Origin of the sequence: Halomonas sp. SH5A2, assembly GCF_014263395.1 — a bacterium.
Classification (GTDB): domain Bacteria; phylum Pseudomonadota; class Gammaproteobacteria; order Pseudomonadales; family Halomonadaceae; genus Vreelandella.
The window spans coordinates 1,543,898-1,567,847 of record NZ_CP058321.1; the positions used below are offsets into that span (position 1 = coordinate 1,543,898).

General features: G+C 55.8%; 21 protein-coding genes. 1 reads left to right on the forward strand and 20 read right to left on the reverse strand.

The genetic code is table 11. From position 1 onward, the window contains the following. Positions 1-5: 5 nt before the first annotated feature. The 3 genes from HXW73_RS07170 to HXW73_RS07180 are packed head-to-tail and all read right to left on the reverse strand — an operon-like array spanning position 6 to position 2,385. Positions 6-674: an anthranilate synthase component II gene (locus tag HXW73_RS07170; RefSeq protein ID WP_186255549.1), complete on the reverse strand. Its 669-nt coding sequence runs from the start codon at positions 672-674 to the stop codon at positions 6-8. After that, positions 671-2,092: an anthranilate synthase component I family protein gene (locus HXW73_RS07175; RefSeq protein WP_186255550.1), complete on the reverse strand. Its 1,422-nt coding sequence runs from the start codon at positions 2,090-2,092 to the stop codon at positions 671-673. The genes HXW73_RS07170 and HXW73_RS07175 overlap by 4 nt, the downstream gene beginning before the upstream one ends. Positions 2,093-2,094: 2 nt before the next feature. Further along, positions 2,095-2,385: a Trp family transcriptional regulator gene (locus tag HXW73_RS07180; protein ID WP_186255551.1), complete on the reverse strand. Its 291-nt coding sequence runs from the start codon at positions 2,383-2,385 to the stop codon at positions 2,095-2,097. A gap of 100 nt (positions 2,386-2,485) precedes the next feature. Here HXW73_RS07180 and HXW73_RS07185 point away from each other — a divergent pair, with 100 nt between their 5' ends. Further along, positions 2,486-4,375: a monovalent cation:proton antiporter-2 (CPA2) family protein gene (locus tag HXW73_RS07185; protein WP_186255552.1), complete on the forward strand. Its 1,890-nt coding sequence runs from the start codon at positions 2,486-2,488 to the stop codon at positions 4,373-4,375. Between the two features lie 440 nt (positions 4,376-4,815). Here HXW73_RS07185 and HXW73_RS07190 read toward each other — a convergent pair whose 3' ends face one another. From HXW73_RS07190 to HXW73_RS07270, 17 genes are all read right to left on the reverse strand, one after another. Continuing rightward, positions 4,816-5,373, reverse strand: a complete 558-nt coding sequence (locus HXW73_RS07190; protein ID WP_186255553.1) for a hypothetical protein — start codon at positions 5,371-5,373, stop codon at positions 4,816-4,818. Positions 5,374-5,395: 22 nt separating this feature from the next. Next, positions 5,396-5,557, reverse strand: coding sequence for a hypothetical protein (locus HXW73_RS07195; RefSeq protein WP_186255554.1), 162 nt, complete (start codon positions 5,555-5,557; stop codon positions 5,396-5,398). A 278-nt stretch (positions 5,558-5,835) separates the two neighbouring features. Next, entirely contained in the window at positions 5,836-6,573 is a 738-nt protein-coding gene (locus HXW73_RS07200; protein ID WP_186255555.1) for a hypothetical protein, read from the reverse strand. 203 nt (positions 6,574-6,776) lie between these two features. Further along, a complete protein-coding gene (locus HXW73_RS07205; RefSeq protein WP_186255556.1) occupies positions 6,777-7,274 on the reverse strand; it encodes a hypothetical protein in 498 nt (165 codons plus the stop codon). Between the two features lie 2 nt (positions 7,275-7,276). Then, positions 7,277-7,525: a hypothetical protein gene (locus HXW73_RS07210; RefSeq protein ID WP_186255557.1), complete on the reverse strand. Its 249-nt coding sequence runs from the start codon at positions 7,523-7,525 to the stop codon at positions 7,277-7,279. Between the two features lie 22 nt (positions 7,526-7,547). Continuing rightward, on the reverse strand, positions 7,548-7,811 hold the full coding sequence (locus tag HXW73_RS07215; RefSeq protein ID WP_186255558.1) for a hypothetical protein: 264 nt from the start codon (positions 7,809-7,811) through the stop codon (positions 7,548-7,550). Between the two features lie 176 nt (positions 7,812-7,987). Next, a complete protein-coding gene (locus tag HXW73_RS07220) occupies positions 7,988-8,737 on the reverse strand; it encodes a hypothetical protein (protein ID WP_186255559.1) in 750 nt (249 codons plus the stop codon). A 22-nt stretch (positions 8,738-8,759) separates the two neighbouring features. Next, positions 8,760-12,122, reverse strand: coding sequence for a T6SS effector BTH_I2691 family protein (locus tag HXW73_RS07225; RefSeq protein WP_186255560.1), 3,363 nt, complete (start codon positions 12,120-12,122; stop codon positions 8,760-8,762). A 26-nt stretch (positions 12,123-12,148) separates the two neighbouring features. Next, positions 12,149-13,066 carry a DUF4123 domain-containing protein gene (locus HXW73_RS07230; protein ID WP_186255561.1) on the reverse strand — a complete coding sequence of 306 codons (918 nt, stop codon included), beginning with the start codon at positions 13,064-13,066 and terminating at the stop codon, positions 12,149-12,151. Continuing rightward, the gene (locus HXW73_RS07235; protein ID WP_240538733.1) at positions 13,067-15,136 is read right to left on the reverse strand and encodes a type VI secretion system Vgr family protein; all 2,070 of its coding nucleotides are present in this window, start codon (positions 15,134-15,136) and stop codon (positions 13,067-13,069) included. A 172-nt stretch (positions 15,137-15,308) separates the two neighbouring features. After that, entirely contained in the window at positions 15,309-15,878 is a 570-nt protein-coding gene (locus HXW73_RS07240; protein ID WP_446719002.1) for a hypothetical protein, read from the reverse strand. A gap of 37 nt (positions 15,879-15,915) precedes the next feature. Then, positions 15,916-16,740, reverse strand: coding sequence for a class I SAM-dependent methyltransferase (locus HXW73_RS07245; protein WP_186255562.1), 825 nt, complete (start codon positions 16,738-16,740; stop codon positions 15,916-15,918). A gap of 41 nt (positions 16,741-16,781) precedes the next feature. After that, on the reverse strand, positions 16,782-18,479 hold the full coding sequence (locus HXW73_RS07250) for an AMP-binding protein (RefSeq protein ID WP_186255563.1): 1,698 nt from the start codon (positions 18,477-18,479) through the stop codon (positions 16,782-16,784). A 59-nt stretch (positions 18,480-18,538) separates the two neighbouring features. Continuing rightward, positions 18,539-19,447, reverse strand: coding sequence for a hydroxymethylglutaryl-CoA lyase (locus HXW73_RS07255; RefSeq protein WP_186255564.1), 909 nt, complete (start codon positions 19,445-19,447; stop codon positions 18,539-18,541). A 10-nt stretch (positions 19,448-19,457) separates the two neighbouring features. Then, positions 19,458-21,497, reverse strand: a complete 2,040-nt coding sequence (locus tag HXW73_RS07260) for an acetyl/propionyl/methylcrotonyl-CoA carboxylase subunit alpha (protein ID WP_186255565.1) — start codon at positions 21,495-21,497, stop codon at positions 19,458-19,460. Then, complete coding sequence (locus HXW73_RS07265; RefSeq protein WP_186255566.1) at positions 21,494-22,318, reverse strand: enoyl-CoA hydratase/isomerase family protein; 825 nt, start codon at positions 22,316-22,318, stop codon at positions 21,494-21,496. The genes HXW73_RS07260 and HXW73_RS07265 overlap by 4 nt, the downstream gene beginning before the upstream one ends. 12 nt (positions 22,319-22,330) lie before the next feature. After that, the gene (locus tag HXW73_RS07270; RefSeq protein ID WP_186255567.1) at positions 22,331-23,938 is read right to left on the reverse strand and encodes a carboxyl transferase domain-containing protein; all 1,608 of its coding nucleotides are present in this window, start codon (positions 23,936-23,938) and stop codon (positions 22,331-22,333) included. Between the last annotated feature and the right edge of the window lie 12 nt (positions 23,939-23,950).

Genomic DNA, 23,950 nt, shown 5'->3' on the forward strand with positions numbered 1-23,950 from the left:
GGGCGTCAGGCTGCGTAGGCAAACAGGAAGTTGCTAATCAGTTCCTTGCCGCCTTCGGTCGCAAACGATTCCGGGTGGAACTGAATGCCGTGGATGGGATAGTCACGGTGTCTTACCCCCATCAACTCAAACTCGCCGAGCGCCTGCCAGCGGCTACGCTGTTCAAAGTTGTCAGCTGCCAGGGCGCCTACCGTGGCGGTCACTTCCAGACAATCAGGCAGGGTGGTCGCATCGGCAATCAACGAATGATAGCGCATCACTTCTAGCTGGTCGGGCACGCCGTTAAATACCGAACGGTTGTTGTGATTGATCGGGCTGATCTTGCCGTGCATGGGTAGCGGCGCCTTGACCACCTTGCCGCCAAACACGTGCACGATGCCCTGCATGCCCAGACAAACCCCCAGCAGCGGGGTGGTTTTACCAAGCTTCTCGATCACCTCGGCACAGACGCCAAAATAACGCGGATCATCCGGCGAGCCGGGGCCAGGGGAGATGATAATGCGATCCGGCGCCATGGCTTCAATCGCTTTGAAGTCGATTTGATTGTTGCGCTTAACGAGTATCTCGAAATGGGGCTCCTTGCCGCGGTTTTTTTCCGTGGTCAGAATCTCACCGATAAACTGGTAAAGGTTATAGGTGAAGGAGTCGTAGTTATCGATGATCAGCACCTTCATGCGGGGCTCTCCGTTTCCGTGCTCATAAAGGGGGCCAGGGCCTTGCGGGTACCGGCAAACTTGCGGCGGATCTCTTCGTATTCATCGTCGGCGTTGCTATCAAAGACGTTACCGCCGCAGGTCTGCACGTAGGCTTTTTCGCCGTTCACAAATACCGTGCGGATGGGAATGGCAAAGGTGCAGTCGCCGTTGAACGAGAACTGGCCCACTGCGCCGCCGTAGGGGCCGCGCCCATCGGTTTCCAGGTCGTCGATAATTTTCATGGCTTCGATCTTGGGGGCCCCGGTGAGGGTGCCCGCCGGGAAGTTGCTGGCCAGGGCGCTGAACATGTCGTCATTCTCGGCGATAATGCCGACAATTTCGCTGGAGATATGCTGAACGTGGCTGAAACGCTTGATATCCATCAGGCTGCGGACTTTTACTGTGCCAAACTGCGCCACCCGGCCAATATCGTTGCGGTGGAGATCGACGATCATATTGTGCTCGGCGATCTCTTTGGGGTCATTGAGCAGCGCCCGGGCGAGCTGGGTATCTTCCTGGGGTGTTTGGCCCCGGGTCGTGGTGCCTGCCAGGGGAAAGGTTTCCATTTCGCCCTGGCGCAGACGAAACAGCAGCTCCGGGCTTGCGCCAATCAGCTTCTGATCGCCGAACTTGACATAGTACATCTGCGGCGAAGGGTTGATGGTACGCAACTGGTCATACAGGGCCAGGGTGTCGCCCTGAATCTGAAAGCGCTTTTTAAAGCCGACCTCGCACTGGAAGACCTTGCCGTTGATGATGTCCTGTTTCACCTTGGCCACGGCCTCGGCGTGCTCGGCCTGGCTCATGGTGTCGCCCAGAGCAGTGATATGCAGCGGGCCGGGCGGCGTGTCGTCGGCGTCGATCAGCGCCTGCAGAAACTCGTAGCGGCTATTGTCATAGTAAAAATAGATGACCTCACCGGTCATCTTGTCGAGGATCAACCCATCTTTATAGAGCCCGAACCGAAACGTATCGAAGTCATCGCTGGCCTTGAGCGTCAGCGACGGCTCGAAGTACTGCATGGCGTCGTAACCCAGATAGCCGCTTAGCCCGCCAGCGTATTTACGCGAAATGATATTCTGCGGAATCAGGCTGCGCAGCAGCTCGTAAGGGTTATCGCTTGGATAGTGACTGGCATTGCCATCGCGGTCTTCGATGGTCAGCGTCTTGCCGTTGGCATAGAGCGTGTACTCGGGGTCGAAGCCGATGATCGAGTGGCGCGCCATGTGGCTATCTTCGCCCAGCGATTCCAGCATGTAGCAGTTAGTAAACTGCCGCTCGATTTTTTGAAACAGGGCAAAAAAGTCGCAGTCGGCCGCCAGCGTCACATAGTGCGGCTTGCGCGGCAGCGTAAACGGCTCAGGGCCTTTAGATGCGTGCGTGTCAGCAGTGGTCATGATCAATCATTCCGTGAAGAAGGTCGTGCAGAAGGTTGCGACGTTGAATCGGGTAACGTGGCCAAGGCGCGGGAGCCCCGTGAAACCGTTGCGATACCCACGCCCAGGGTTTCGGCAATTTTGCGGTGGGGCACGCCTTCGCGCAGCAGCTTGAAAATCTGTAGGCGTTTACTGATTTCTTGATATTCTGCTGGAGTCAGCAGGCTGGCCAGCGCCTCATCCATTGCGTCCGGCGAGTCGATGGCGAGCAGGTGACGAATCAGCTCAGCCTGGTAGTGTTCGTTTGAGGGCATGGTCAAGGCCGATTAATAAGCATGTACTAGCGTACTAGTACGGTATATTATTAGCCAGAAAAGTCAAGCAATGAGTATTTATTTACGTTGAGGAGCTTCGATGACCGGCTACTTTATTCAAGCCTTTATTTACCTTGTTGCCGCGGTGATTGCGGTACCGCTTGCCAAACGCTTTGGTCTGGGGTCGGTGCTGGGTTATCTGGTGGCCGGGGTGGTCATAGGCCCGATCCTCGGATTGGTGGGGCAAGAGACCACCACCATTCAGCACTTCGCCGAGTTTGGTGTGGTGATGATGCTGTTTTTGGTGGGCATGGAACTTGATCCCAAGGGCCTCTGGGCGATGCGTGTGCGTCTATTTGGGCTGGGTGGGCTTCAGGTAGCGCTAACGACGGCGGCTGGCACAATCATCGCTTGGTGGCTGGGGCTCGTATGGCAAACCGCGCTGGCGGTAGGGCTGATTTTTGCGCTCTCATCCACGGCGATTGTGCTACAAACGCTCAATGAGAAGGGGCTCGCCAAAACAGAAGGCGGGCGCAGTGCTTTCTCGGTGTTGCTGTTCCAGGATATGGCGGTGATTCCCATGCTGGCCTTGATTCCGCTGCTGGCGCTGCCGGAATTAATCGGGGCTGGCGGCGGCGATAGCCATGCCAGTTTCAGTCTGGTCGCGCATTTGCCTGGCTGGGCGCACGCCTTGGTGGTTGTGGCGGCCATCGTAAGCGTGATTGCCGGGGGCTACTATTTAGTGCCGCTGCTGTTTCGCTACGTGATCGCTTCTGGTCTGCGCGAGGTGTTTACCGCCACGGCGTTGATGCTGGTCATTGGCATTGCCGCACTGATGAGTGTGGTCAATTTGTCTCCCGCTCTGGGTGCTTTCCTTGCCGGTGTGGTGCTCGCTAACAGCGAGTTCAAGCACGAACTGGAAGCCAATATTGAGCCTTTCAAAGGGCTGTTACTGGGACTCTTCTTTATAACGGTAGGTGCGGGCATTAATTTTTCGGTGCTGGCGACGGAGTGGGCAACGGTCCTCTCATTAGGGTTGGCGGTTATTGTAGTAAAGGGTGTAATTCTGCTGGGCTTGGCGCTACTGTTTCGGGTGCGCGGCAGCAACGGCTGGCTATTTACGTTAAGCCTTGCCCAAGCCGGTGAGTTCGGTTTTGTGCTGCTCACCTACAGCGTACAAAACAACGTCATCCCCAGCGATATTTCCCAGGTTCTTTCGCTGGTGGTGGCGCTTTCTATGTTCTTGACGCCGCTACTGTTTATTGCCTACGACAGACTGGTATTGCCACGTTACCTCAGCGCCCGAAATGATGACCGCGTGGCCGATACCATTGAAGAGCAGGCGCCGGTCATCGTCGCGGGGGTGGGGCGGTTTGGGCAAATTATCTGCCGCTTGTTGCGTGCCAATAACATTCCCATGGTGGCTATGGATCTCGAGATCGAACAAATCGAGAACCTGCGGAAAATTAACATCAAAAGCTACTTTGGTGATGCCAGTCGCTCCGAGTTGCTCGAAACTGCCGGGATTGAGCACGCTCGGTTGCTCGTCATTGCGCTGGATGATCGTGACCGTGCCCTGCAGATGGTCAGGTATGTAAAGCGGGCCTACCCCCATGTTTGGGTGCTTGCCCGCGCCTTTGACCGCGGCCACGGCTACCAGCTGCGTGAGGCGGGGGCTGATGATGTGGTCAGCGAAACCTACCACTCAGCGCTGGAGCTCGGCGGCCACGCACTCACCGCCATGGGCGTACACCCCATGCGTGCCAAGCAAATGGCCTGGGCGTTTGTACAGAACGAAGAGGCCCATGAGGATGAGCTGTTTGATGCCTGGAAGGACATTGAAGGAGGCATTAGTTTAAGCCCCCGCTACGGTGAGCTGTTTATGAAACTGGAAGAATCCCTCAATAGTGCCATGCAGCAGGATTGGCCCGAGCCTCAGCGTGAGGATGTGCCGATCTGGACACCACCAGATAGCTCGGAAAGTCGTTAAAACGGCAGATGCAATGAGGCGCTGAGCATATTGAGATGATCAAGGGTGGGGTCGTCGATTCGCTCCTATACAAGCTTGAACCCGGTATCGTTGGGTCTGGGTTAGTTGTTGGTATCCTATGCGCTGCTTCACTTTAGTGGATAAAGCAGGAAGGGTGCTGGTGATGGCCCTCTTGCTTCTATTGAGTGGTTCAAAGTGCTACGGTTGCTCTATGAAGCTAGGACTAAACACTTCAGTAGATCTTATTCTGGCAGCGTCGCAAAATGTGAATGCACAACAAGCTTTCCTTCACGATAGGGCGTATTCGGCAGTCGCTGTTTAAATATGGCTAGACACTTCTCAAAATCTTTTTTGCGGCAATAAACTTTGCTGTAAACAGAGTAATGTGAGCCATCTTCATTATGCCAAGTAAAACTCAGGCCAATCAGACAGCGCTTTCTTCAAATCGCAATATCTTCTGCATTCGGCCAATCTATCTCATGATATTCTTCATTGCGAACCAGCGATTGATAGCCTTTAGAGTTCCCCATCAACGCTGCCATCCCACCTATTCCAACAGGGCCAATCGCGGCGATAATAAAATCAGGATTAATAAAAACCAAACACAACACCCCCACACCGGAAATAATGGCCGTCCATTTCATCACCGGTTTCACCGAGTCGATCTGTGGTTTCCAGGAAAATACCTCGATGCGTTTATCGGTTAAACGATATACGATAATCGTCGTTTGGTGGGTCATGCTCATGGTAATGAGTACACCAAATGAGAAAACCCCTCCGCACAACAGCGTTTTACTAACGATGGATTCAATCCCCCACCCAAATGCAAACCAAAGCCCCAACATCATAGAGATGCAGGACATTATTAGCAGAATGATATTGGCTGGGAATGTATAGTAATCTCGGGTACGGATCTGCCACGTCATGACCGCAGGTTCATCGGTATGCTTCCAGGGCATTTCTGCTACATAGTCTCGCTTGGGTTGAATAAACCACATGGTGAATACTCTCTTTTATCAATCAAGCAGTCGGTAACGTCAGAGGTAAGCCTGCTGAGTTGTCTGTATGACGGTAGCGTTTATCGATCTCGATATGTCCTTGGCTGGGCGTTGCTTGATAGAAAGGAAAGCGCAACGCCCCTTGGCTATCGCTGTAGATCGCTTTGTCATAGATAACTTCCATCAGGAATGGCTGGCCTTTGGGAAGTTGCTCCACCGATAACCAAGCCTGCCATACTCGTAGCGGATCATCTGCGTTGTAGGAAACAGACTCTTGTAGCTGCAGGGGCACTTCCGATGGCGGCGCGGATTGAAAGCTATCCGAGGGGCCCCAAGCCCCGGCCGCCAATCGCTCTGATATGGTGATGGTTTCCCCCGCCCCGACAAACTGGCGGGCAAAGCCGGCTGCACCTGGGTGATAGCTTTAGCGCCTTTTTATCAGGCGAAGCAACATCGCCAAAATCAAACATGATAGACGTCAAACTTCCCTTCGATAACAGGGACATCAGGAATTTCTTTTTGAAGATAGCTCAAAACTTCGTCATATTTTTCTTTAGGGATAAATATGGCTTTTACAAAGTTTTTCATTTCCTTTCCCGTTTCGGGATGCTGCCAGTATAAGTTCAAACCAATGATGCTTCTCTTTGAATAAGCATAGATATTTTGCGCATCCCGCCAAGTAACATCATCTTCCATCTGGTTGCGGGCCATCGATTGATAGCCTTTAGAATTACCCATCAAAGCCGCCATCACGCCAATTCCAACCGGGCCAATTGCGGCGATAATAAAGTCAGGATTTACCAACACCAAACACAACACCCCCACACCGGAAATAATGGCCGTCCATTTCATCACCGGTTTGACCGAGTCGATCTGTGGCTTCCAGGAAAATACCTCAATGTGTTTATTGGTTAAACGATAAACAATTATCGTCGTTTGGTGAGTCATGCTCATGCTAATAAGTAAGACAAATCCCCCCCCACCTGCTCCCAATATAAACGAGAACATACTAGGCTCATTAAAAGAGAAAACTGCAAACCCTACTGCGAATGAAATAATAAAGTTTATACAAAATAAAACATTAGCAATAAACGTATTGTAATCACGTGCACGAATCTGCCACGTCATGACTGCTGGTTCATCGGCATGCTTCCAGGGCATTTCTGCTACATAATCTCGCTTGGGTTGAATAAACCACATGGTGAATACTCTCTTTTATCAATCAGGTAGTCGGCAACATCAGAGGTAAGCCTGCTGAGTTGTCTGTATGACGGTAGCGTTTATCGATCTCGATATGTCCTTGGCTGGGTGTTGCTTGATAGAAAGGAAAGGTGGAAGCATGAGCGACATAGCAAGCTCAGTTTTACATCCGGTCATAGGTGAACTCACCACGCCAGCAGTGCCTATTCCGGCAGTGTCGCAAAATGCGAATGCACAACAAGCTTTCCTTCACGATAGGGTGTATTCGGGAGACGCTGCTTAAATATATCTAGACACTCCTCAAAGTCTTTTTTACGACAATAAACTTTGCTATAAACAGAATAATGTGAACCATCTTCATTATACCAAGTAAAACGCAGGCCAATCAGATAGCGCTTTCTCCAAACAGCAATATCTTCTGCATTTGGCCAATCTATCTCATGATATTCTTCATTGCGAACCATTGATTGATAGTCTTTAGAGTTCCCCATCAACGCCGCCATCACGCCAATTCCAATCGGGCCAATCGCGGCGATAATGAAATCAGGCTTTATCAACACCAAACACAACACCCCTACACCGGAAATAATGGCCGTCCATTTCATCACCGGCTTGACCGAGTCAATCTGTGGTTTCCAGGAAAATACCTCGATGCGTTTATCTGTCAATCGGTAAACTATGATCGCCGTTTGGTGGGTCATGCTCATGCCAACGAGCAAGAGAAAAGCAAACATAATTCCCCCCAATAATAATGAGGAAAAAAATGTTCGTTAAAAGAATAAACAGCTACTGCGCCTGCAGTAGCAATAGCCAATATTATATAAAACATTAAATTGGCATAAAATATGTCGTAGTCTCTTGTGCGTATCTGCCACGTCATCACTGCTGGCTCATCGGCATGCTTCCAGGGCATTTCTGCTACATAGTCCCGCTTGGGTTGAATAAACCACATGGTGAAAACTCTCTTTTATCAATCAGGCAGTCGGTAACGTCAGAGGTAAGTTTGCTGAGTTGTCTGTGTAACGGTAGCGTTTATCGATTTCGATATTCCCCTGGCTGGGCATTGCTTGATAGAAAGGAAAGCGCAACTGCCCCTGACTATCGCTGTAGATAGCTTTGTCATAGATGACTTCCATCAGGAGCGGCTGGCCTTTGGGAAGTTGATTCACGGACAACCACGCCTGCCACACCCTTAGCGGATCATCTGCGTTGTAGGAAATAGACTCTTGTAGCTGCAAGGGCACTTCCGATGGCGGTCTGGTTTGAAAGCTATCCGAGGGGGCCCAAGACCCTGCCGCTAATCGCTCGGGTATAGTGATGGTTTCCCCCGCCCCGACAAACTGGCGGGCAAAGCCGGCTGCACCTGGGTGATAGCTTTAGCGCCTTTTGGTCAGGCGAAGCAACATCGCCAAAATCAAACATGATAGACGTCAAACTTCCCTTCTATAACAGGGACATCAGGAATTTCTTTTTGAAGATAGCTCAAAACTTCGTCATATTTTTCTTTAGGGATAAATATGGCTTTTACAAAGTTTTTCATTTCCTTTCCCGTTTCGGGATGCTGCCAGTATAAGTTCAAACCAATGATGCTTCTCTTTGAATAAGCATAGATATTCTGCGCATCTCGCCAAGCAACATCATCTTCCATCTGGTTACGGGCCATCGATTGATAGCCTTTAGAATTACCCATCAAAGCCGCCATCACGCCAATTCCAACCGGGCCAATTGCGGCGATAATAAAGTCAGGATTAATAAACACCAAACACAACACCCCCACACCGGAAATAATGGCCGTCCATTTCATCACCGGCTTGACCGAGTCAATCTGTGGTTTCCAGGAAAACACCTCGATGCGCTTATCGGTTAAACGATAAACAATGATCGCCGTTTGATGACTTATACTCATTCCTATTAATAAAACAAAAAATCCAGTTCCTCCACCTAGAAAAAATGAATAAAAAATAGATTCATTATATGAAAACATAGCTAAGAAAAGCCCCCCCGCCACGGCAAAGGAAACCATGAAAATAAAAACAAAATATAAATTAGCAATAAACGTATTGTAATCACGTGCACGAACCTGCCACGTCATGACCGCTGGTTCATCAGCATGCTTCCAGGGCATTTCTGCTACATAGTCTCGCTTGGGTTGGATAAACCACATGGTGAATGCTCTCTTTTATTAATCAGGTAGTCGGTAGTGTCAGAGATAGGGTCGCTGAGCTATCTGTGTATTGATAACGCTTATTGATCTCTACAACACCACTCTTATGGCTGGGCTCTTTTTCATAGAAGGGGAAGCGCAAAGCTCCCTGGCTATCGCTGTAGATCGCTTCGTCATAGATAACTTCCATCAGGAATGGCTGGCCTTTGGGAAGTTGATCCACGGACAACCACGCCTGCCATACTCGTAGCGGATCGTCTGCGTTGTAGGAAACAGACTCTTGTAGCTGCAGAGGTACTTCCGATGGCGGCGTGGTTTGAAAGCTATCCGAGGGGGTCCAAGCCCCGGCCGCCAATCGCTCTGATATAGTGATGGTTTCTCCCGACAGACTGGCGGGGAGGGCCAACTGTACCCAGTAGCCTTGTATGATGGGCACGCGTCTACCCGGGGAGTAGGGGGACATCGTGCGGGAGGTGTCGAACTCAGCTCCCAGAGTGGTAACGGGGGTTAGCTTGAGTGAAGGTTCAAGCAACGCCTCATTCAAGGCGCGCAGTTCTGCACCATTATCATCATCACTCCCTGACCACTTATTGGCTCTACCCCAGGTACTTTGATAAAGCCATAAGCGTATGCCTTCGCGACGGTAGTTTTCTGCCAATAACGAGAACAACAGATAACCAACACTGAGAGTGAGCATTGCCCACCCAGCCCAGGGCGCCATAATCCAGCCAAACGCAAGCCAGCGCCCTAAAAGCGCGCCACCCAACTGGACAATACCAACACCCGTCATAGCTCCAGTCATGGTAAGTTTTGCTAATAACGCACGTCGCTCATCATCAGCGGTTGAGCTATTAAATTGCTGCCATATTTGCCAAGACTCTACCCCCGCTCCAATCGTCGCAAAGGCGGCTAAACCGGCAATGCGACTAGCCAATCGCCCAGCTAGGCGAGAAAACTCTTTGCTTTCCGCAACTTTCAGCCAGCGCTGACTTCCAGCTTGCGTAACTTTTAAAGTACTTTTACCAAATGCTGCCTTACGATTAGCATGCCGCTGCCAGTAAGGCATGACCCAAAGCGACATCACGGCAGAGGTGGCGTAACTTCCCTGACTGGCAAGGGCGGTCATCTCCTCGCGATCAACGCCGTCTTTTTCCGCATCAAGCAGGGTATTGGTCACATTGACGAGGTTAATCGCCGCTATCAATAATGGTAGCCCACCGATGCCACGGGCATTTATCCAGCGCTGCATGCGCTCCCGCACGGCAGCTGCGTTTCCCGCTGCCCGGCCTAGCCGCTGCCGGTGCTGTTCGCGAAGTTCACCAAACCCAAGGTCAGCCAGCACGCCTGCGCGCGCTTGGCTGCCGCCCCCTGCAGTGAAGCGCTTGGGTTCGTTTAGCGCTAGCAAACGGTGCTCTTGCTCAAGACGAGCGATGTCACGATGCGTATTGGCGCGCGCACCAGGTGACATGGGCATGCTTAACTTGCCCGTAAGATTTGCCTTTGACTGCGACAAGCGCTGCATAGCACGTCGCCAGCGGCGGTGCTGTGCGCGTGCGGCGTCGTCTCGTTCTAAATAAAGGCCGTCATTATCCGGATGGACGAAGGCCACCACCATGGTGATCGAGAGGTTTCGGGCTAACTGCTTCGAGGCGACTTGTGCACCCGCACCGGCAGCGGGAAGCGCATGGTAGGCGATAGATTGCCAACTCGCCTTGCCCGCGTCTGCAGCGACTTGTTTGAGTACGGAGAAGGCGTCTTTGACGGGAGGTGCCAACGCTTTAAAAACGGCCGATTGCTGCACGTGTTGGTAACGTAGGACAGTGTCAAGGTTAACGGCCACATTACCGATGTTCAGCGCATCACCCAGTTCGATGCTTAGCGCTTGATCATCTGGGTCACCGGATGCCAGCCACTGAGCCGACACTAGATCCAGTGCTTGTGCCAACACTGGAGAAAAGTTGAATGGGCCGGTGCCAACCAACGTATCGCGCTCACGGAAAGTGCGGGTTAACCATTCACGGCCTGCCTCGTTCGCCCCAACGGCGTCCGCGATTAAGGCGACGAACTCCATCAGGCACTGGCTTTGCGTCTCATCACAGTTGTCATAAAAGAGCTCATCTGCTTGAGCGGGTAACCGTTCAAGCCAGACGATGATATCGCTGAGGCTGGCATGCACATGGTTGCGCAACCGTTCTAGCTTGGGTTCGTGCGAGGCAAGAAACTCGACAGCCTCGTCGTGATACACATCCTCACGCCATGGACGCTTGCTTTTCCATGCATCCAGGTCCTCTCGGTTTGGCGGTTCAATCCCCATGGCGGCTAAATTGGAATCGATCGTTTCAAGCCGTTCTTCATGATGGCGCTGTAGGGTGGAGCCCTGCTGCCCAAAGGGTGAGCCGCGGTTAACGGCGTTAGATAGTTCCTGGGCCTCGAGGGCTTCCAGCCGCTGCTGAAGCAGATCCTGGGCCTGCCGATGTCGCTCTGGATCGTCACGTACGTCTTCAGGTAGTTCGCTATCGTCGGGCCCGCATAACAACTGCGTGACCGACGCCATCTCTAATCGATGCCCGTGTTCATCCAGAAAAGCCTCAAGCTCCATTTCGCGGCCAACAAGCGCCATGGCCAGGTCGTTGACAATCCCTAAATCGTCATCAAGCGCGATAAAGAGTGCTTCATCGTGACGGTCCACCTTAGCCAGTACGCTGTCCTGAGTGATTTCAGGCTTGACCGTTAGCAGCTCGTAGACGCTATCGTCGTCGGCTTGGCTGCTTTCGGCGCCACTATCACGCTCAACGGTCGATACGGTGGTAGTGGTAAAACCATCGGCCGCCCCATTGGGGGTGATATCAGCCACATGGTCGGCGAGTTGGGTTAAAGGCCCTACGTGGGCAGAGAATGAGGTCCCGTCGGCAGTGGCGTTCAACGCCGCCATCAGGTTCGCCGGGAGCATCAGGCGCTGGCGCGCGTCGGTATTTTCCAGCATGTACTTGCGAATGCGCTCGGTCCATTGCACCGGTGAGTAAGCCAATGCCAGCGACGCACGCGTCGAGTAAGTGAGGTGAGGGGCTCCGCTGAACGTGGCGCCTTCCACGCGATATTCGTCAAGCCGTTGCTCTCCTCCTTCCTCTACCCAGACATAGAGCCATCCATCCCGCAGCTGGCGAAGCGTGTAGCCACGAGTTTCGATAGCGGGATAGCCTGGCCCCTGCCAGTGCGTATCGATCGGGTGTGGCGCCGGCGCCTCTGCCTCGGCGGGTGATTCATCAATGGCATAGCGGACTGGGAAAAGCGTGACCTCGGTGAGCAGGGGACAGACACCGGCACCAAAAGGCGTTTCATCAAATTGGGCGTTGCGGGCTTGGGCCTGTGCATCCGTGTTAGCCATGGGTGTCCTCGTCGCAAAAAGGGGGCTTAGGAAAGTGATTCGTGACTATGGATGCCTTGAGAAGCATTAATAGGCGGTGTGCATCTCCAGGCATCAAGGGCATTCAGCTGATCTTGCCGGGAGAGGCGAGTCTTGTTGGGCGAGTGCCGCGCCCAGCGGGCATATAGTCCATCGTTTGCCGTCATAAAGTCGTTGCCCCAGAACAAACTAAGCGCTACCCAGATCGCCATTTGACGTTCGGTATTAGCCCCCCAGGCAATGGCATCGTTTAAACGGTCATCAAGCCATTGGCCGTGTCCTCCGGTAGGGAGGGTTTGCCACGCCTCGGCCGCGTGCTCGTTGAAGTAGTCTGTCAGGCGCTCCTTGAGCTGCCAGCGTATCACCGCCTCAAGGGCCGTTAGCTGGTCGCGCCCCATGGGTGGAAAAGCATCTGCCGACACCGTCGTCGTTGTCTCTGAACTCACTTGAGACCGGAATGCCTGCCATATGATGGGACGCGGCTCGGCCCAGTCCGGCGCCCAGTCCGCTACCCACCATGTATCGATGGGCCCCATGAGCGCCGCCGGGAGGGCATTCCCATAGCTGCCCAACCAGTGCCTAGTGACCAGGGGGTCACCGAAGCGCAATAGCTGCTCTTGCCCCTCTTCCCCTTTAAATGTCACAAACTGAACCAGGTGACTGCTCAAGTCGCCAGTGCTTGCGGGGCTGCTCAGTAACGAAAGCGAACGATATAGTCTTGCGTCGTTAGCGTAAGCTTCCTCCGCCAAGCCATTGCTTTTAAGACGAACCAGGATTGGCCCCTGCTCAGCCAACGATGACCAGCGGGTCATCAAGTAGAGGGGCTCAATCTCGTCAACGTCATTGCGGCTATACAAGCGTTGGAGCGCATTGGGGTAACGAATGCCGTCAACCAATGCATGTGTTATTGCCTGGGGTCGTTCCATCTAGCTATTTCCCTGGCTCGTATCTTCACAAATCTCACAGCTTGGCGGCGCCTTTAGCAGGGTTTTAAGCTGGGCGGAATGCTTGATAGGTGCAACGACCTGGTGGCTCTCTGTCTCCGCTTCCATAGGCAACTGCGGTCCCTGCGCGGCTTGCCCGCTACCACTGCCGGGACTGCCCCCGGAGTTGATCTTGACCTGCGGGCCTACAATGGTGACGCCGCTGGGGTCAATTTTCAGGAAGCTGCCGCCGGCTTTGAGGGTGATTTCGGCGCCTGCTTCGATCACGACCTTCATGCCCGCCTTGTGGTGTACCTCCTGCCCGGCTTCCAGCAGCTGCGCTCGGCCAACCTTTTCATGGCGGGTGCCGTCGATCATCAGGTGGTCGTCGCCATCTACCTTCGTGTGGCGGTTGTTATGCACCGTGTGGTGATCGTCGTTGTCGATCTCGCTGATGCGGTCGTTGTGCACCTTGAGATGGCTGTCGCGGCGGATCTCTTCGGTGCGATCATTGAGCGTCAGTAGCTCCAGGTTTTTCTGGGCGTGGAGCCAGATCTGTTCTTCGCCCGCTTGGTCTTCAAAGCGCAGTTCGTTGAAGCCGTCGGCCTTGTGGCTTTGGGTGCGCAGCACCGTGCGTGTCTTGTGTTCCGGCAGCGAGTACGGCGCGGTGTTTACGGCGTGATAGGTTCGCCCGGTAACCAGCGGCTGGTCGGGATCGCCTTCCAGAAAAGAAACGATCACCTCATGGCCGATACGGGGGATGGCGATGCTGCCGTAGCCGCCGCCTGCCCAGCCCTGGGCAACCCGCACCCAGCAGCTCGCCGTTTCATTGGGTTCGGCGTAGCGGTCCCAGGGGAACTGGACCTTGACCCGGCCGTGCTTGTCACAGTGGATCTCTTCTCCTTCCGGGCCGACCACAAAGGCCACCTGGGGGCCATCGACGCGGGGTTTGGGGTTAGGGGTCGCCCGCCAGGGAGCGTCGCTGGGAATCAATGTGACCTGGTTGTGGTAGCGGGTCATCCCGGCAGCGTCACCCTGCGTGATGCCATCTTCTTCCAGCGCCTGGGGCTGTTCACCAAAGTGGCTTAATTCAATGGCCTGCCAGTCGCGGTTGAGGCTATCGGTGTCGTGATCCGTCAGGCTAAAGCGCAAGCCGGGGGCGATTTCGGGCAAGTCGCTTTCGGCGCTGGCGGTAATGGCTTCCCGGCGCAGCTGTTCCAGGCGAATGCGGGTAAAGGGTTCGCCGGAGGCATCCTGCTTGTAGCGACCGGGGTAGTCGTAATGATCGTAATCCACTTGCTGCCCGTTCTGCTCGACGCCGTGGCCCAGGTGATCGTGCAGTTGTGCATAGGCGGGATTTTTAAAGCTGTAGTCTTTGAGCGTGGCGGACGAACTCGCCACTCGGGCGGTATGGCTGAGCTTACGCACATGACGTGTGGGCGCGGTGCCACCGGCGCGGCTGTGATATGTGCGTTCACCCAGGCTCGTGAGTACCTGCGAGTCGTCGGCAAACACCAGCCGGTGAGCGCCTGCGTCACTGTCTTCAAACTCATGGAAGTAAAAAAGCCCCTCTTCGGCGGCCAGGCGCTCGATAAAGGCGAGGTCGGTCTCGCGGTACTGAACGCAGTATTCGCGCTCGGGAAGCTCGCGGGTGACCGCAAAGGCCACGTCGCGGATACCGCGTTCGTCGCACAGGGTATTGATGATGGTCAGCGGGTCGGTCTTCTGAAAAATCCGCGAGTTGTGGCGCAGCGAAAGCCGCCATAGCGCCGGGCGCAGTACCAGGGAGTAGAAGGTACGTCGATGACCGCGGTCACCCTGGCCAAACTCGCTGACAATGCCGTGCACCCGGCGCAGCGGCTCGCCGTCCTGCCAGATGGTCAATGAAGCCTCACGATCCAGGAGGTCGGCAGCATCCAGACTGCCATCGCGGCTGGCCAGGTTGAGTGCCAGCTCGAAGGGCTGGGAGAGCGCTTCGCGGTGAGTGAAGTCGATCACCGCGACATCATCCACCCCCGGTAGCGTTAGGGTGAATTGCAGGCCCGTCTTATCTGCCTCCATCCGTTGAGACATAATGCCACTCCCTGGATCGTTATCTGCTTAATGAGAAACGGTCAGAATAGCGAGCCAGAAGCGAAGCGCAACCCGTGCAGGGCACGTCACAGCGATCTCTTACATGTGTAAGAGATCGCTTACAGATAAATGGGTCATTACAAGAACGTGAAGTAGGCTATGGGAAAAATCGTTAAAAGGGCAGATGCAATGAGGCGCTGAGCATATTGAGATGATCAAGGGTGGGGTCGTCGATTCGCTCGTATTCCAGGCGACTGACGAGACGGTCGACGGTTAGGGTAGCACCAAACCCTTGCAGTAGGGCGGTGCCGCTTTCATCGATGTCCTGCATTGGCCGGTAGCTTTCACCGCGCCATTCAGTGAGGCCTGATTTGGCGTAAACGCTGAATGCCCCCATGCGTATGCCTGCTACCACAGCGCCGCCTAGACTGAGTGTGTCCATGATCAACGGCTTAATACTTGATGAGATAGGGACTTCTTCGCTCTCGCGGTAGGCCAGTTCAGCGCCGATATCCAGCTGAGGCAACTGCCATGGGCTGAAGCCAGCGGTTAACCGAAAGCCGCTTGTATAACTGTCGATACTGCTCAGGTCGCTGCCTTCGAGGATGACGCCATTGTCCAGCTGCATTAATTCACTTTGCGGCAACGCGTACGATGTGGCGGGCGCGAGCTCGTCAGCATAGGCGCCAGCGTACGGCACGGCGCAAAAGAGGAGGGTGCTTGCCAAGCGTTTCATTGGCATTTTTCTTACACCTAAGAAGCGTAATGAAAAGGCAGATCTAATCAGAGTAGCAACTGGCCTTGATCTCTACCAATTTAATTGCGCCATTGATCAGGTTTTCGACCAAGTTCTTGCCCATTTGGGTAAAGCGGTCGCCGAAAACCCACGCCGGCGAGAGGACCGCCGTCCGTGGCGTCTGCTCTTTGTGTCGTTGGCGTTGGCGCCATTCAAGCGCCGTATCGCTCCAGTCGTCGAGGTGTTGAATGTGAAAGCCCTTCGATTCGAGCAGATAGACTAATGCATCCTGGGTCAGTAGGTGGGAATGCGCTGGCGAAGCTGCCCAGGGTACGGGATAGACAAGGTCTGCCACGTTAGGGCCACTGATCACTTCGTGCATCACCAGTTGGCCGTTAGCGCTCAGCACGCGGTGACACTCGTCCATCACCCTGGCCGCGTCCGGCATGTTGAGCAGGCTGTGTTGGAAGACGACCGCATCGAAACACCCCGATTCAAACGGCAATGCACAGGCGTCAGCAGTGACCGAGATAAGCGGTGGGCTGCCTGTTAGCGCGCTAAGTGCCTGGTTGAGCACGTTAAACCGATGGGTGAGGTCAAGGCCGACCATGTGATAACCCAGCGCCGCTCCCTGGCGCATTAGCCCACCGAGGCCTGCGCCAATATCCAGCACGCGCACGGAGTCAACAGGGCCAATCAGGTTCAGCAACCTGGCGGACGCCGCCATGCCGCCAATATGCAGTTGGTCCAGGGGCGCGAGCTGGGGCAGCGTTGGTCCGTCTGGGTAATGGGCCCGGATTTGCTCCAGCACTTCGCGATCACGCAGTGCCTGCTGGTAATGCGTGACCAGGGGCGAGTGAAAATCCATTGTTGATGCTCCTTCGCTAGACGAGTCGCCAGCGCGTGCCGCTAGTCGTCTAACCCGAGCTCTTGAATGGAAATCTCGCGCATTTTGAATTTCTGTATTTTGCCGGTGACAGTCATCGGAAATTCATCGACGAATTTGAAGTAGCGCGGAATCTTGAAATGGGTAATCTTGCCCTTGCAGTACTCGCGCAGCTCTTCCCCGGTGACCTCATCAGCAGTGCTGTTGAGCTTCACCCAGGCAATCAGCTCTTCGCCGTACTTCTTGTCTGGCACGCCGGTGACCTGTACTTCGGAGATGGCCGGGTGGGCGTAAAGGAATTCCTCGATCTCCTTGGGATAAACATTCTCGCCCCCGCGAATCACCATATCTTTGATGCGACCGACGATCTGGATGTAACCCTCCTCATCCATGGTGGCGAGGTCGCCGGTGTGCATCCAGCCCGCCTCGTCAATCGCCTCCGCGGTGGCTTTATCGTTGTTCCAGTACTTGAGCATGATGCTGTAGCCACGGGTGCACAGCTCGCCGATTTCACTGCGGGGCAGAATACCGCCGTTGCCAGGATCAACGATTTTGGTTTCCAGATGCGGCTGGGTACGTCCTACGGTCGAAACGCGCTTATCAATGCTGTCGTCGGCGCCGGTCTGGGTGGATACCGGGCTGGTTTCGGTCATGCCGTAGGCGATCTGTACGCCCTTCATGTTCATCTTGCTGATAACCTGCTTCATGATCTCGGCGGGGCAGATCGAACCCGCCATGATGCCGGTGCGCAGTGACGAAAGGTCGGTGCTTGCAAAGTCCGGGTGGTCAAGCTCGGCGATGAACATGGTGGGCACGCCGTACAGCGCGGTGGCTTTCTGTTCGTGCACGGCCTTGAGCACGCTGCCGGGGTCAAAGCCTTCATCCGGGTAGATCATGGCGGCCCCGTGGGTCATGCAGCCCAGATTGCCCATTACCATGCCAAAGCAGTGATAAAGCGGCACCGGGATCACCAGGCGGTCTTCGCTGGTAAAGCCCATGCTTTCAGCAACGAAGAAACCATTGTTGAGAATGTTGTGGTGGGAGAGCGTCGCCCCTTTGGGGAAGCCGGTGGTGCCGGAGGTGTACTGAATGTTGATCGGGTCGTCGAACTGAAGTGTGGCCTGCAGGTCGTCAACGTCGGTTTGGCTGACGTGGCGAGACTCTTCCATCATGTCGGCCCAACGCCACATGCCAGCGTGTTTATCGGCACCCAAGTTAATTATGCACTCGAGCTCTGGCAGCTTTTGTGACGTCAATTTGCCTTCGGCACAGGTGTTAAGCTCTGGCGCCAGTTCATACAGCATGGCGCTGTAGTCGGAGGTTTTGAAACTGTTGGCCGTTACCAAAAAGCGTGCGCCGGATTGATTCAGCGCGTACTCCAGCTCGTGGGTACGGTAGGAAGGATTAATATTGACCAGGATGGCACCAATTTTTGCGGTGGCGAATTGGGTAACAGTCCATTCGCTACAATTGGGCGCCCAAATACCCACGCGGTCGCCTTTTTTGACGCCAATGGACAGCAGGGCGCGGGCACAGCGATTGACTTCTTCCTGAAGCTCGCGGTAGCACCAGTGAATATTCTGGTGCAACGCAATCAAGGCGTCGTTATCCGGGTACTGCGCGGCGATCTGATCGAATTTATCGCCAATAGTCATGCCCAGCAGTGGCTTGTCGGCGGTGCTGCTGGTGTAGCTTGGGAGCGTAAGTGCAGATGATGCCATGGTATCTCTCCAAATATTATTGTCTTGTCCGAGCGAGGGCCGCGACGGTTTGTTGTTTGTTATGAGCTGGCGCGGCCTTTTGCCAGGGCGACTTTAGAGCTGGGTTTGCGGCCTAACTCGCCGGTAATCCAGTAGCCGGTATCAATCACGGCCTGTAGGTCGATACCCGTTTCGATCCCCAGCCCTTCTAGCAGGTAAAGCACGTCTTCGGTGGCCACGTTGCCGGAGGCGCCTTTGGCATACGGGCAGCCGCCCAGGCCTGCCGTGGCGGCATCAATCACGCTGACGCCTTCTTCCATCACGGCGTACAAATTGGCCAGCGCCATGCCGTAGGTGTCGTGGAAGTGAGCCGCCAGGAACTCAATCGGCACCTGCTGGCGAGCCGCCTCAATCATGCGTTTGGCGGCCAGTGGCGTACCTACGCCAATGGTGTCGCCCAGTGAAATTTCGTAGCAGCCCATCGCATAGAGCGCCTTGGCCACTTCAGCCACTTTTGTGGGGTCAATCTCGCCGTCGTAGGGGCAGCCCAATACACAGGAAACATAACCGCGAACGCGCACGCCGGCCTCTCGGGCGCGCTCTAGAACAGGTTCGAAGCGCGCCAGCGACTCGGCAATCGAGCAGTTGATGTTTTTCTGCGAGAACGCTTCTGACGCGGCACCAAACACCGCGACTTCTTCAACCCCCACAGTGAGAGCGTTCTCCAGTCCTTTCAGATTGGGCGTTAACGCGGAATAGACCACGCTGGGCTGGCGCTCAATGCCCGCCATCACCTCGACGGCGTCGCCCATTTGCGGCACCCACTTGGGCGACACAAAGCTGGCGGCTTCAATATGCGTCATACCCGCCTTGGCCAGCCGTTCGATCAAGGCGATTTTGGTCGCGGTCGGCACGATGCCCCCCGGCTCGTTTTGCAGGCCGTCCCGGGGGGCCATCTCGAACAGCTTGACGGAGGTTGGCAATGCCATGAAAGGCTCCTTATTCATTGGCCGCAAAGTCGAGAAGCACATCGCCCTGGTTGACGGTGTCACCCGCCTGGAAGTGGAAGGTGTCTACGCTGCCATCGGCGGGGGCGGTCATCGTGTGCTCCATCTTCATGGCTTCCATGACCATCAGCGGGATGCCTTTTTCAACGGCAGCGCCGGGCTCGACCAGTAATGCAACCACGGTGCCGTTCATGGGCGCAGTCAGAGTAGACTCCGCTTCGTGGTGACCGTGGTCGATGGCATCGATGCGCCGCCAGAACAGGCGGGTTTCGCCGCTGGGGTCAGCCATGACGACCACATGGCCATCGCGACGTGCCTGCAAGCGGCGGCGGTGGCCGTTCAGGGTTACGGCGACCGCATCGCCGGTTAGCGGTTGCAGGCTGGCGGTGAGGGTTTCACCGCCAATGGTCAGGTTCCATAGCGCTTCGCCCGCGCTGCGTTTGCCTTCCACAATCACCACTGCCTCGTCGCTGTCAGCGGCGTTGACATCGGCTGGATCACACAGCGCGATGCGAATAGTGTGGGGCGCGTTGAGGCGGAAGCCGTCGTGGCGATCCCAGGGCGAATCGCTTTCACACTCCTGGGCGAGTTGATGCAAGCCAATCAGCGCCGCGCTGGCGTAGGCCTCCATGCTGTGGCGGCGGGGTGCAAATAGGGTTGCTTCATTGCGCTCGATAAAGCGCGTATCCAGCTCCACGTTCTTGAAACCGGGGTGGGTCGCCAGGCGCATCAAGAAGGCGCGGTTGGTCACAACCCCTTGAACATCTAACGCTGCCAACGCCCGGTTCAGTGTCGCCAGCGCCGAGTCGCGGTCGGGGCCGTGCACGATCAACTTGGCAAGCATGGGGTCGTAGTGCATGGAGACGGCATCGCCGCTCTCCACACCGCTGTCCAGGCGTACTTGGTCTGCGCTCAAGCCCGCACCTTCTAAATCCAGTGCAAAGCGGGTGAGTAGGCCGGTGGCGGGTATGAAATCCTGGTCCGGGTCTTCGGCGTAAATACGCGCCTCAAAGCTATGCCCGGTAATGGTCAATGCATCTTGAGTGCAAGGGAGCGGTTCGCCCATGGCAACGCGCAGCTGCCATTCGACCAAGTCCTGGCCGGTGATCATCTCGGTGACCGGGTGCTCGACCTGCAGGCGGGTGTTCATTTCCATAAAGTAGAACGACCCATCCGCATCTAATAGGAACTCCACAGTGCCCGCGCCCACGTAGCCAATTTCTTTTGCGGCACGCACCGCAGCATCGCCCATGGCACTGCGCAGTTCCGCCGTCATGCCGGGAGCGGGGGCTTCTTCGATGACTTTTTGATGGCGACGCTGAACGCTGCAGTCACGCTCGAACAGGTAAACGCCGTTGCCATGACGGTCGCAGAATACCTGGACTTCCACATGGCGTGGTTGAACCAGGTACTTCTCGATCAGCATGCGGTCATCGCCGAAAGCGGCTTTGGACTCACGGCGGCAGCCGTCCAGTGCGGCCTGGAAGCCATCACCCGATTCGACAACGCGCATCCCTTTGCCGCCACCCCCCGCGCTGGCTTTGAGCATGACCGGGTAGCCGATTCGGTCAGCCTCGGTGCGAAGCAGGGCGTCGTTTTGGTCGTCACCATGGTAGCCCGGTACCAGCGGTACACCGGCATTGGCCATGCGCGCTTTGGCGGCGGATTTATCGCCCATGGCGGCAATCGCAGAAGCCGGCGGGCCGACAAAGGTAATGCCCGCTTCTTCAAGCGCCTTAACGAAGGTGCCGTTTTCGGAAAGAAAACCGTAGCCCGGATGAATCGCGCCGGTGCCGGTGCGTTTGGCGGCGTCAATCACGGCATCAATATTGAGGTAGCTTTCCCGCGCAGCGGCTGGACCCAAGCGCACGGCCTCGTCGGCCTCACGCACGTGACGAGCGCTGGCATCGGCGTCGGAGTAGACGGCCACGGTTTTCAGACCCATGCGGCGCGCAGTGCGCATCACCCGGCAGGCGATTTCGCCGCGGTTGGCGACCAATAAGGTGTCGAATTTGGTTGGGGTAAACGTCATGAGCGTGGCTCCGCAGCGTTATTGTGTTCTTCAGGTGACGTCCAATCCGGGCGGCGCTTTTCAAAAAAGCTGGATAAACCCTCTTGCCCCTCGTGGCTGACGCGCAGATTGGCGATTACCTGGCAGGTATGCTCGCGGGTGTCATCACTGTCGGGCGCTTGAGCCACCGTGGTCATCAGCGCTTTGGTGGCACGCTGGGCCTGGGGCGAACCCGCTAACAGCGTTGCCAGCATGGCGTCGACGACGCTGTCTAATGCTTCATGCTCCACCACCTGATGGGCTAAACCGAGCTTAAGGGCGGTTTCGGCATCCATCACCTCGGCGGTGAGCGCATAGCGGCGCATTTGCCGCTCACCAAGGGCTCGCTGAACGTAAGGGCTGATGACAGCCGGCGAAAGGCCAATCTTGACTTCGGACAGACAGAATTTGGCTTTCCCGGATGCAATCACCACATCACAGCAGGCCGCGAGGCCCACTGCGCCGCCAAAGGCAGCGCCTTGAACTCGGCAAAGCGTGGGGCAGGGCAGGGTATCGAGTCCGTGCATCAACGCGGCGAGCTTGCGGGAATCCGCGAGGTTGTCCTCCAGGTCGTAATCGACCATGCGCTTCATCCAGTTTAAATCCGCGCCCGCCGAGAAGCTTTTGCCTTCGGAGCCCAGCACCACCACGCGCACCTCACCCGCTTCAGCGAGCGTTTTTAGCTTGCCAAGGTGCGCGTTAAGCTCGGCAATCAGGCTGTCGTCAAAGGCGTTATGCACCTCGGGGCGGTTTAAGGTCAGGCGCGCCACGCCGTTTTCAATCATCAGTGTTGAATAAGCCATGGTGATTGCCCCTTACATCCGGAACACGCCGAAGCGCGTCTCTTCGACTTCTGCGTTCATGGCGGCTGCTAAGGACAAGCCGAGCACATCACGGGTTTGCAGCGGGTCAATTACGCCGTCGTCCCACAAGCGGGCGCTGGCGTAGTAGGGATGGCCCTGGTGCTCGTACTGCTCGCGGGTGGGCTGTTTAAAGGCTTCTTCCTCTTCTTTGCTCCACTCGCGGCCGTCGCGCTCGTGCTGTTCGCGCTTGACCTGAGCCAGTACGCCCGCCGCCTGCTCGCCACCCATGACGGAGATGCGCGCGTTGGGCCACATAAACAGCAGGTTGGGGTCATAGGCGCGGCCGCACATGCCGTAGTTACCGGCACCGAAACTACCGCCAATCAGTACGGTGTACTTGGGCACTTTGGCGCAGGCCACGGCAGTCACCAGCTTGGCGCCGTGCTTGGCGATGCCCTCGTGCTCATACTTGGAGCCGACCATAAAGCCGGTGATGTTCTGCAGGAAGATCAGCGGAATCTTGCGCTGGGCGCAGAGCTCGATAAAGTGCGCGCCTTTCACGGCACTTTCCGAAAACAGCACGCCGTTGTTGGCCACAATGCCCACCGGGTAGCCGTGGATATGGGCAAAGCCGGTGACCAGGGTGTCGCCGTAGTAGCGCTTGAACTCGTCGAAGTCGGAGTCATCGACAATGCGGCCAATCACTTCGCGCACGTCATAAGGTTTTTTAAGGTCGGTGCCGACAATGCCGTATAGCTCGGAAGGGTCGAGCTTGGGTGGCTTTGGCGCCTGCATGGCGAGCTGGCCGCGCTTTTGCCAGTTCAGTCGGGAGATACAGGCGCGGGCCAGTTGCAGTGCGTGGGCGTCGTTTTCCGCGTAGTGGTCGGCCACGCCGCTGACTTTGGCATGTACGTCGGCTCCGCCCAGGTCTTCAGCGCTGATGCTTTCACCGGTGGCGGCTTTTACCAGGGGTGGGCCGCCGAGGAAAATCGTGCCCTGTTCCTTAACGATGATCGACTCATCCGCCATGGCAGGCACGTAGGCGCCACCCGCGGTGCAGGAACCCATGACCACGGCAATTTGCGGGATGCCCTCGGCGGACATCGTCGCCTGGTTGTAGAAGATGCGACCGAAATGGTCGCGGTCGGGGAAGACTTCATCCTGACGGGGGAGGAAGGCGCCGCCGGAATCGACCAGGTAAATGCACGGCAGGCGATGCTTGCGGGCGATTTCCTGGGCGCGAATATGCTTTTTCACCGTGAGCGGAAAGTAGGTGCCGCCTTTCACCGTGGCGTCGTTAGCAACGATCACGCACTCGACGCCGGACACCCGGCCAATGCCCGTCACAACGCCTGCCGCCGGAATCTCGCTGTCGTAAATATGGTGAGCCGCCAGGGCGGAAAACTCTAGAAACGGTGACCCTTCATCGATCAGGTGATCGATACGGTCACGGACAAACAGCTTGCCGCGGCTTTGGTGACGCGCGCGAGCTTTGGCACCGCCGCCCTCGGCAATGGCGGCAGTCAGCTCGCGGAGTTTGCTCACTTCACCAAGCATCGAGGCTTCGTTGGCTTGAAACACATCGCTGCGTGGATTGATTTGGCTATTGATAGTGCTCATGGCGCAGCCCTG

Coding starts and splice junctions, on each gene's coding strand:
- HXW73_RS07170 (WP_186255549.1), bottom strand. CDS start 674: ATGAAGGTGCTGATCATCGATAACTACGACTCCTTCACCTATAACCTT.
- HXW73_RS07175 (WP_186255550.1), bottom strand. CDS start 2,092: ATGACCACTGCTGACACGCACGCATCTAAAGGCCCTGAGCCGTTTACG.
- HXW73_RS07180 (WP_186255551.1), bottom strand. CDS start 2,385: ATGCCCTCAAACGAACACTACCAGGCTGAGCTGATTCGTCACCTGCTC.
- HXW73_RS07185 (WP_186255552.1), top strand. CDS start 2,486: ATGACCGGCTACTTTATTCAAGCCTTTATTTACCTTGTTGCCGCGGTG.
- HXW73_RS07190 (WP_186255553.1), bottom strand. CDS start 5,373: ATGTGGTTTATTCAACCCAAGCGAGACTATGTAGCAGAAATGCCCTGG.
- HXW73_RS07195 (WP_186255554.1), bottom strand. CDS start 5,557: ATGGAAGTTATCTATGACAAAGCGATCTACAGCGATAGCCAAGGGGCG.
- HXW73_RS07200 (WP_186255555.1), bottom strand. CDS start 6,573: ATGTGGTTTATTCAACCCAAGCGAGATTATGTAGCAGAAATGCCCTGG.
- HXW73_RS07205 (WP_186255556.1), bottom strand. CDS start 7,274: ATGACCCACCAAACGGCGATCATAGTTTACCGATTGACAGATAAACGC.
- HXW73_RS07210 (WP_186255557.1), bottom strand. CDS start 7,525: ATGTGGTTTATTCAACCCAAGCGGGACTATGTAGCAGAAATGCCCTGG.
- HXW73_RS07220 (WP_186255559.1), bottom strand. CDS start 8,737: ATGTGGTTTATCCAACCCAAGCGAGACTATGTAGCAGAAATGCCCTGG.
- HXW73_RS07225 (WP_186255560.1), bottom strand. CDS start 12,122: ATGGCTAACACGGATGCACAGGCCCAAGCCCGCAACGCCCAATTTGAT.
- HXW73_RS07230 (WP_186255561.1), bottom strand. CDS start 13,066: ATGGAACGACCCCAGGCAATAACACATGCATTGGTTGACGGCATTCGT.
- HXW73_RS07235 (WP_240538733.1), bottom strand. CDS start 15,136: ATGTCTCAACGGATGGAGGCAGATAAGACGGGCCTGCAATTCACCCTA.
- HXW73_RS07240 (WP_446719002.1), bottom strand. CDS start 15,878: ATGCCAATGAAACGCTTGGCAAGCACCCTCCTCTTTTGCGCCGTGCCG.
- HXW73_RS07245 (WP_186255562.1), bottom strand. CDS start 16,740: ATGGATTTTCACTCGCCCCTGGTCACGCATTACCAGCAGGCACTGCGT.
- HXW73_RS07250 (WP_186255563.1), bottom strand. CDS start 18,479: ATGGCATCATCTGCACTTACGCTCCCAAGCTACACCAGCAGCACCGCC.
- HXW73_RS07255 (WP_186255564.1), bottom strand. CDS start 19,447: ATGGCATTGCCAACCTCCGTCAAGCTGTTCGAGATGGCCCCCCGGGAC.
- HXW73_RS07260 (WP_186255565.1), bottom strand. CDS start 21,497: ATGACGTTTACCCCAACCAAATTCGACACCTTATTGGTCGCCAACCGC.
- HXW73_RS07265 (WP_186255566.1), bottom strand. CDS start 22,318: ATGGCTTATTCAACACTGATGATTGAAAACGGCGTGGCGCGCCTGACC.
- HXW73_RS07270 (WP_186255567.1), bottom strand. CDS start 23,938: ATGAGCACTATCAATAGCCAAATCAATCCACGCAGCGATGTGTTTCAA.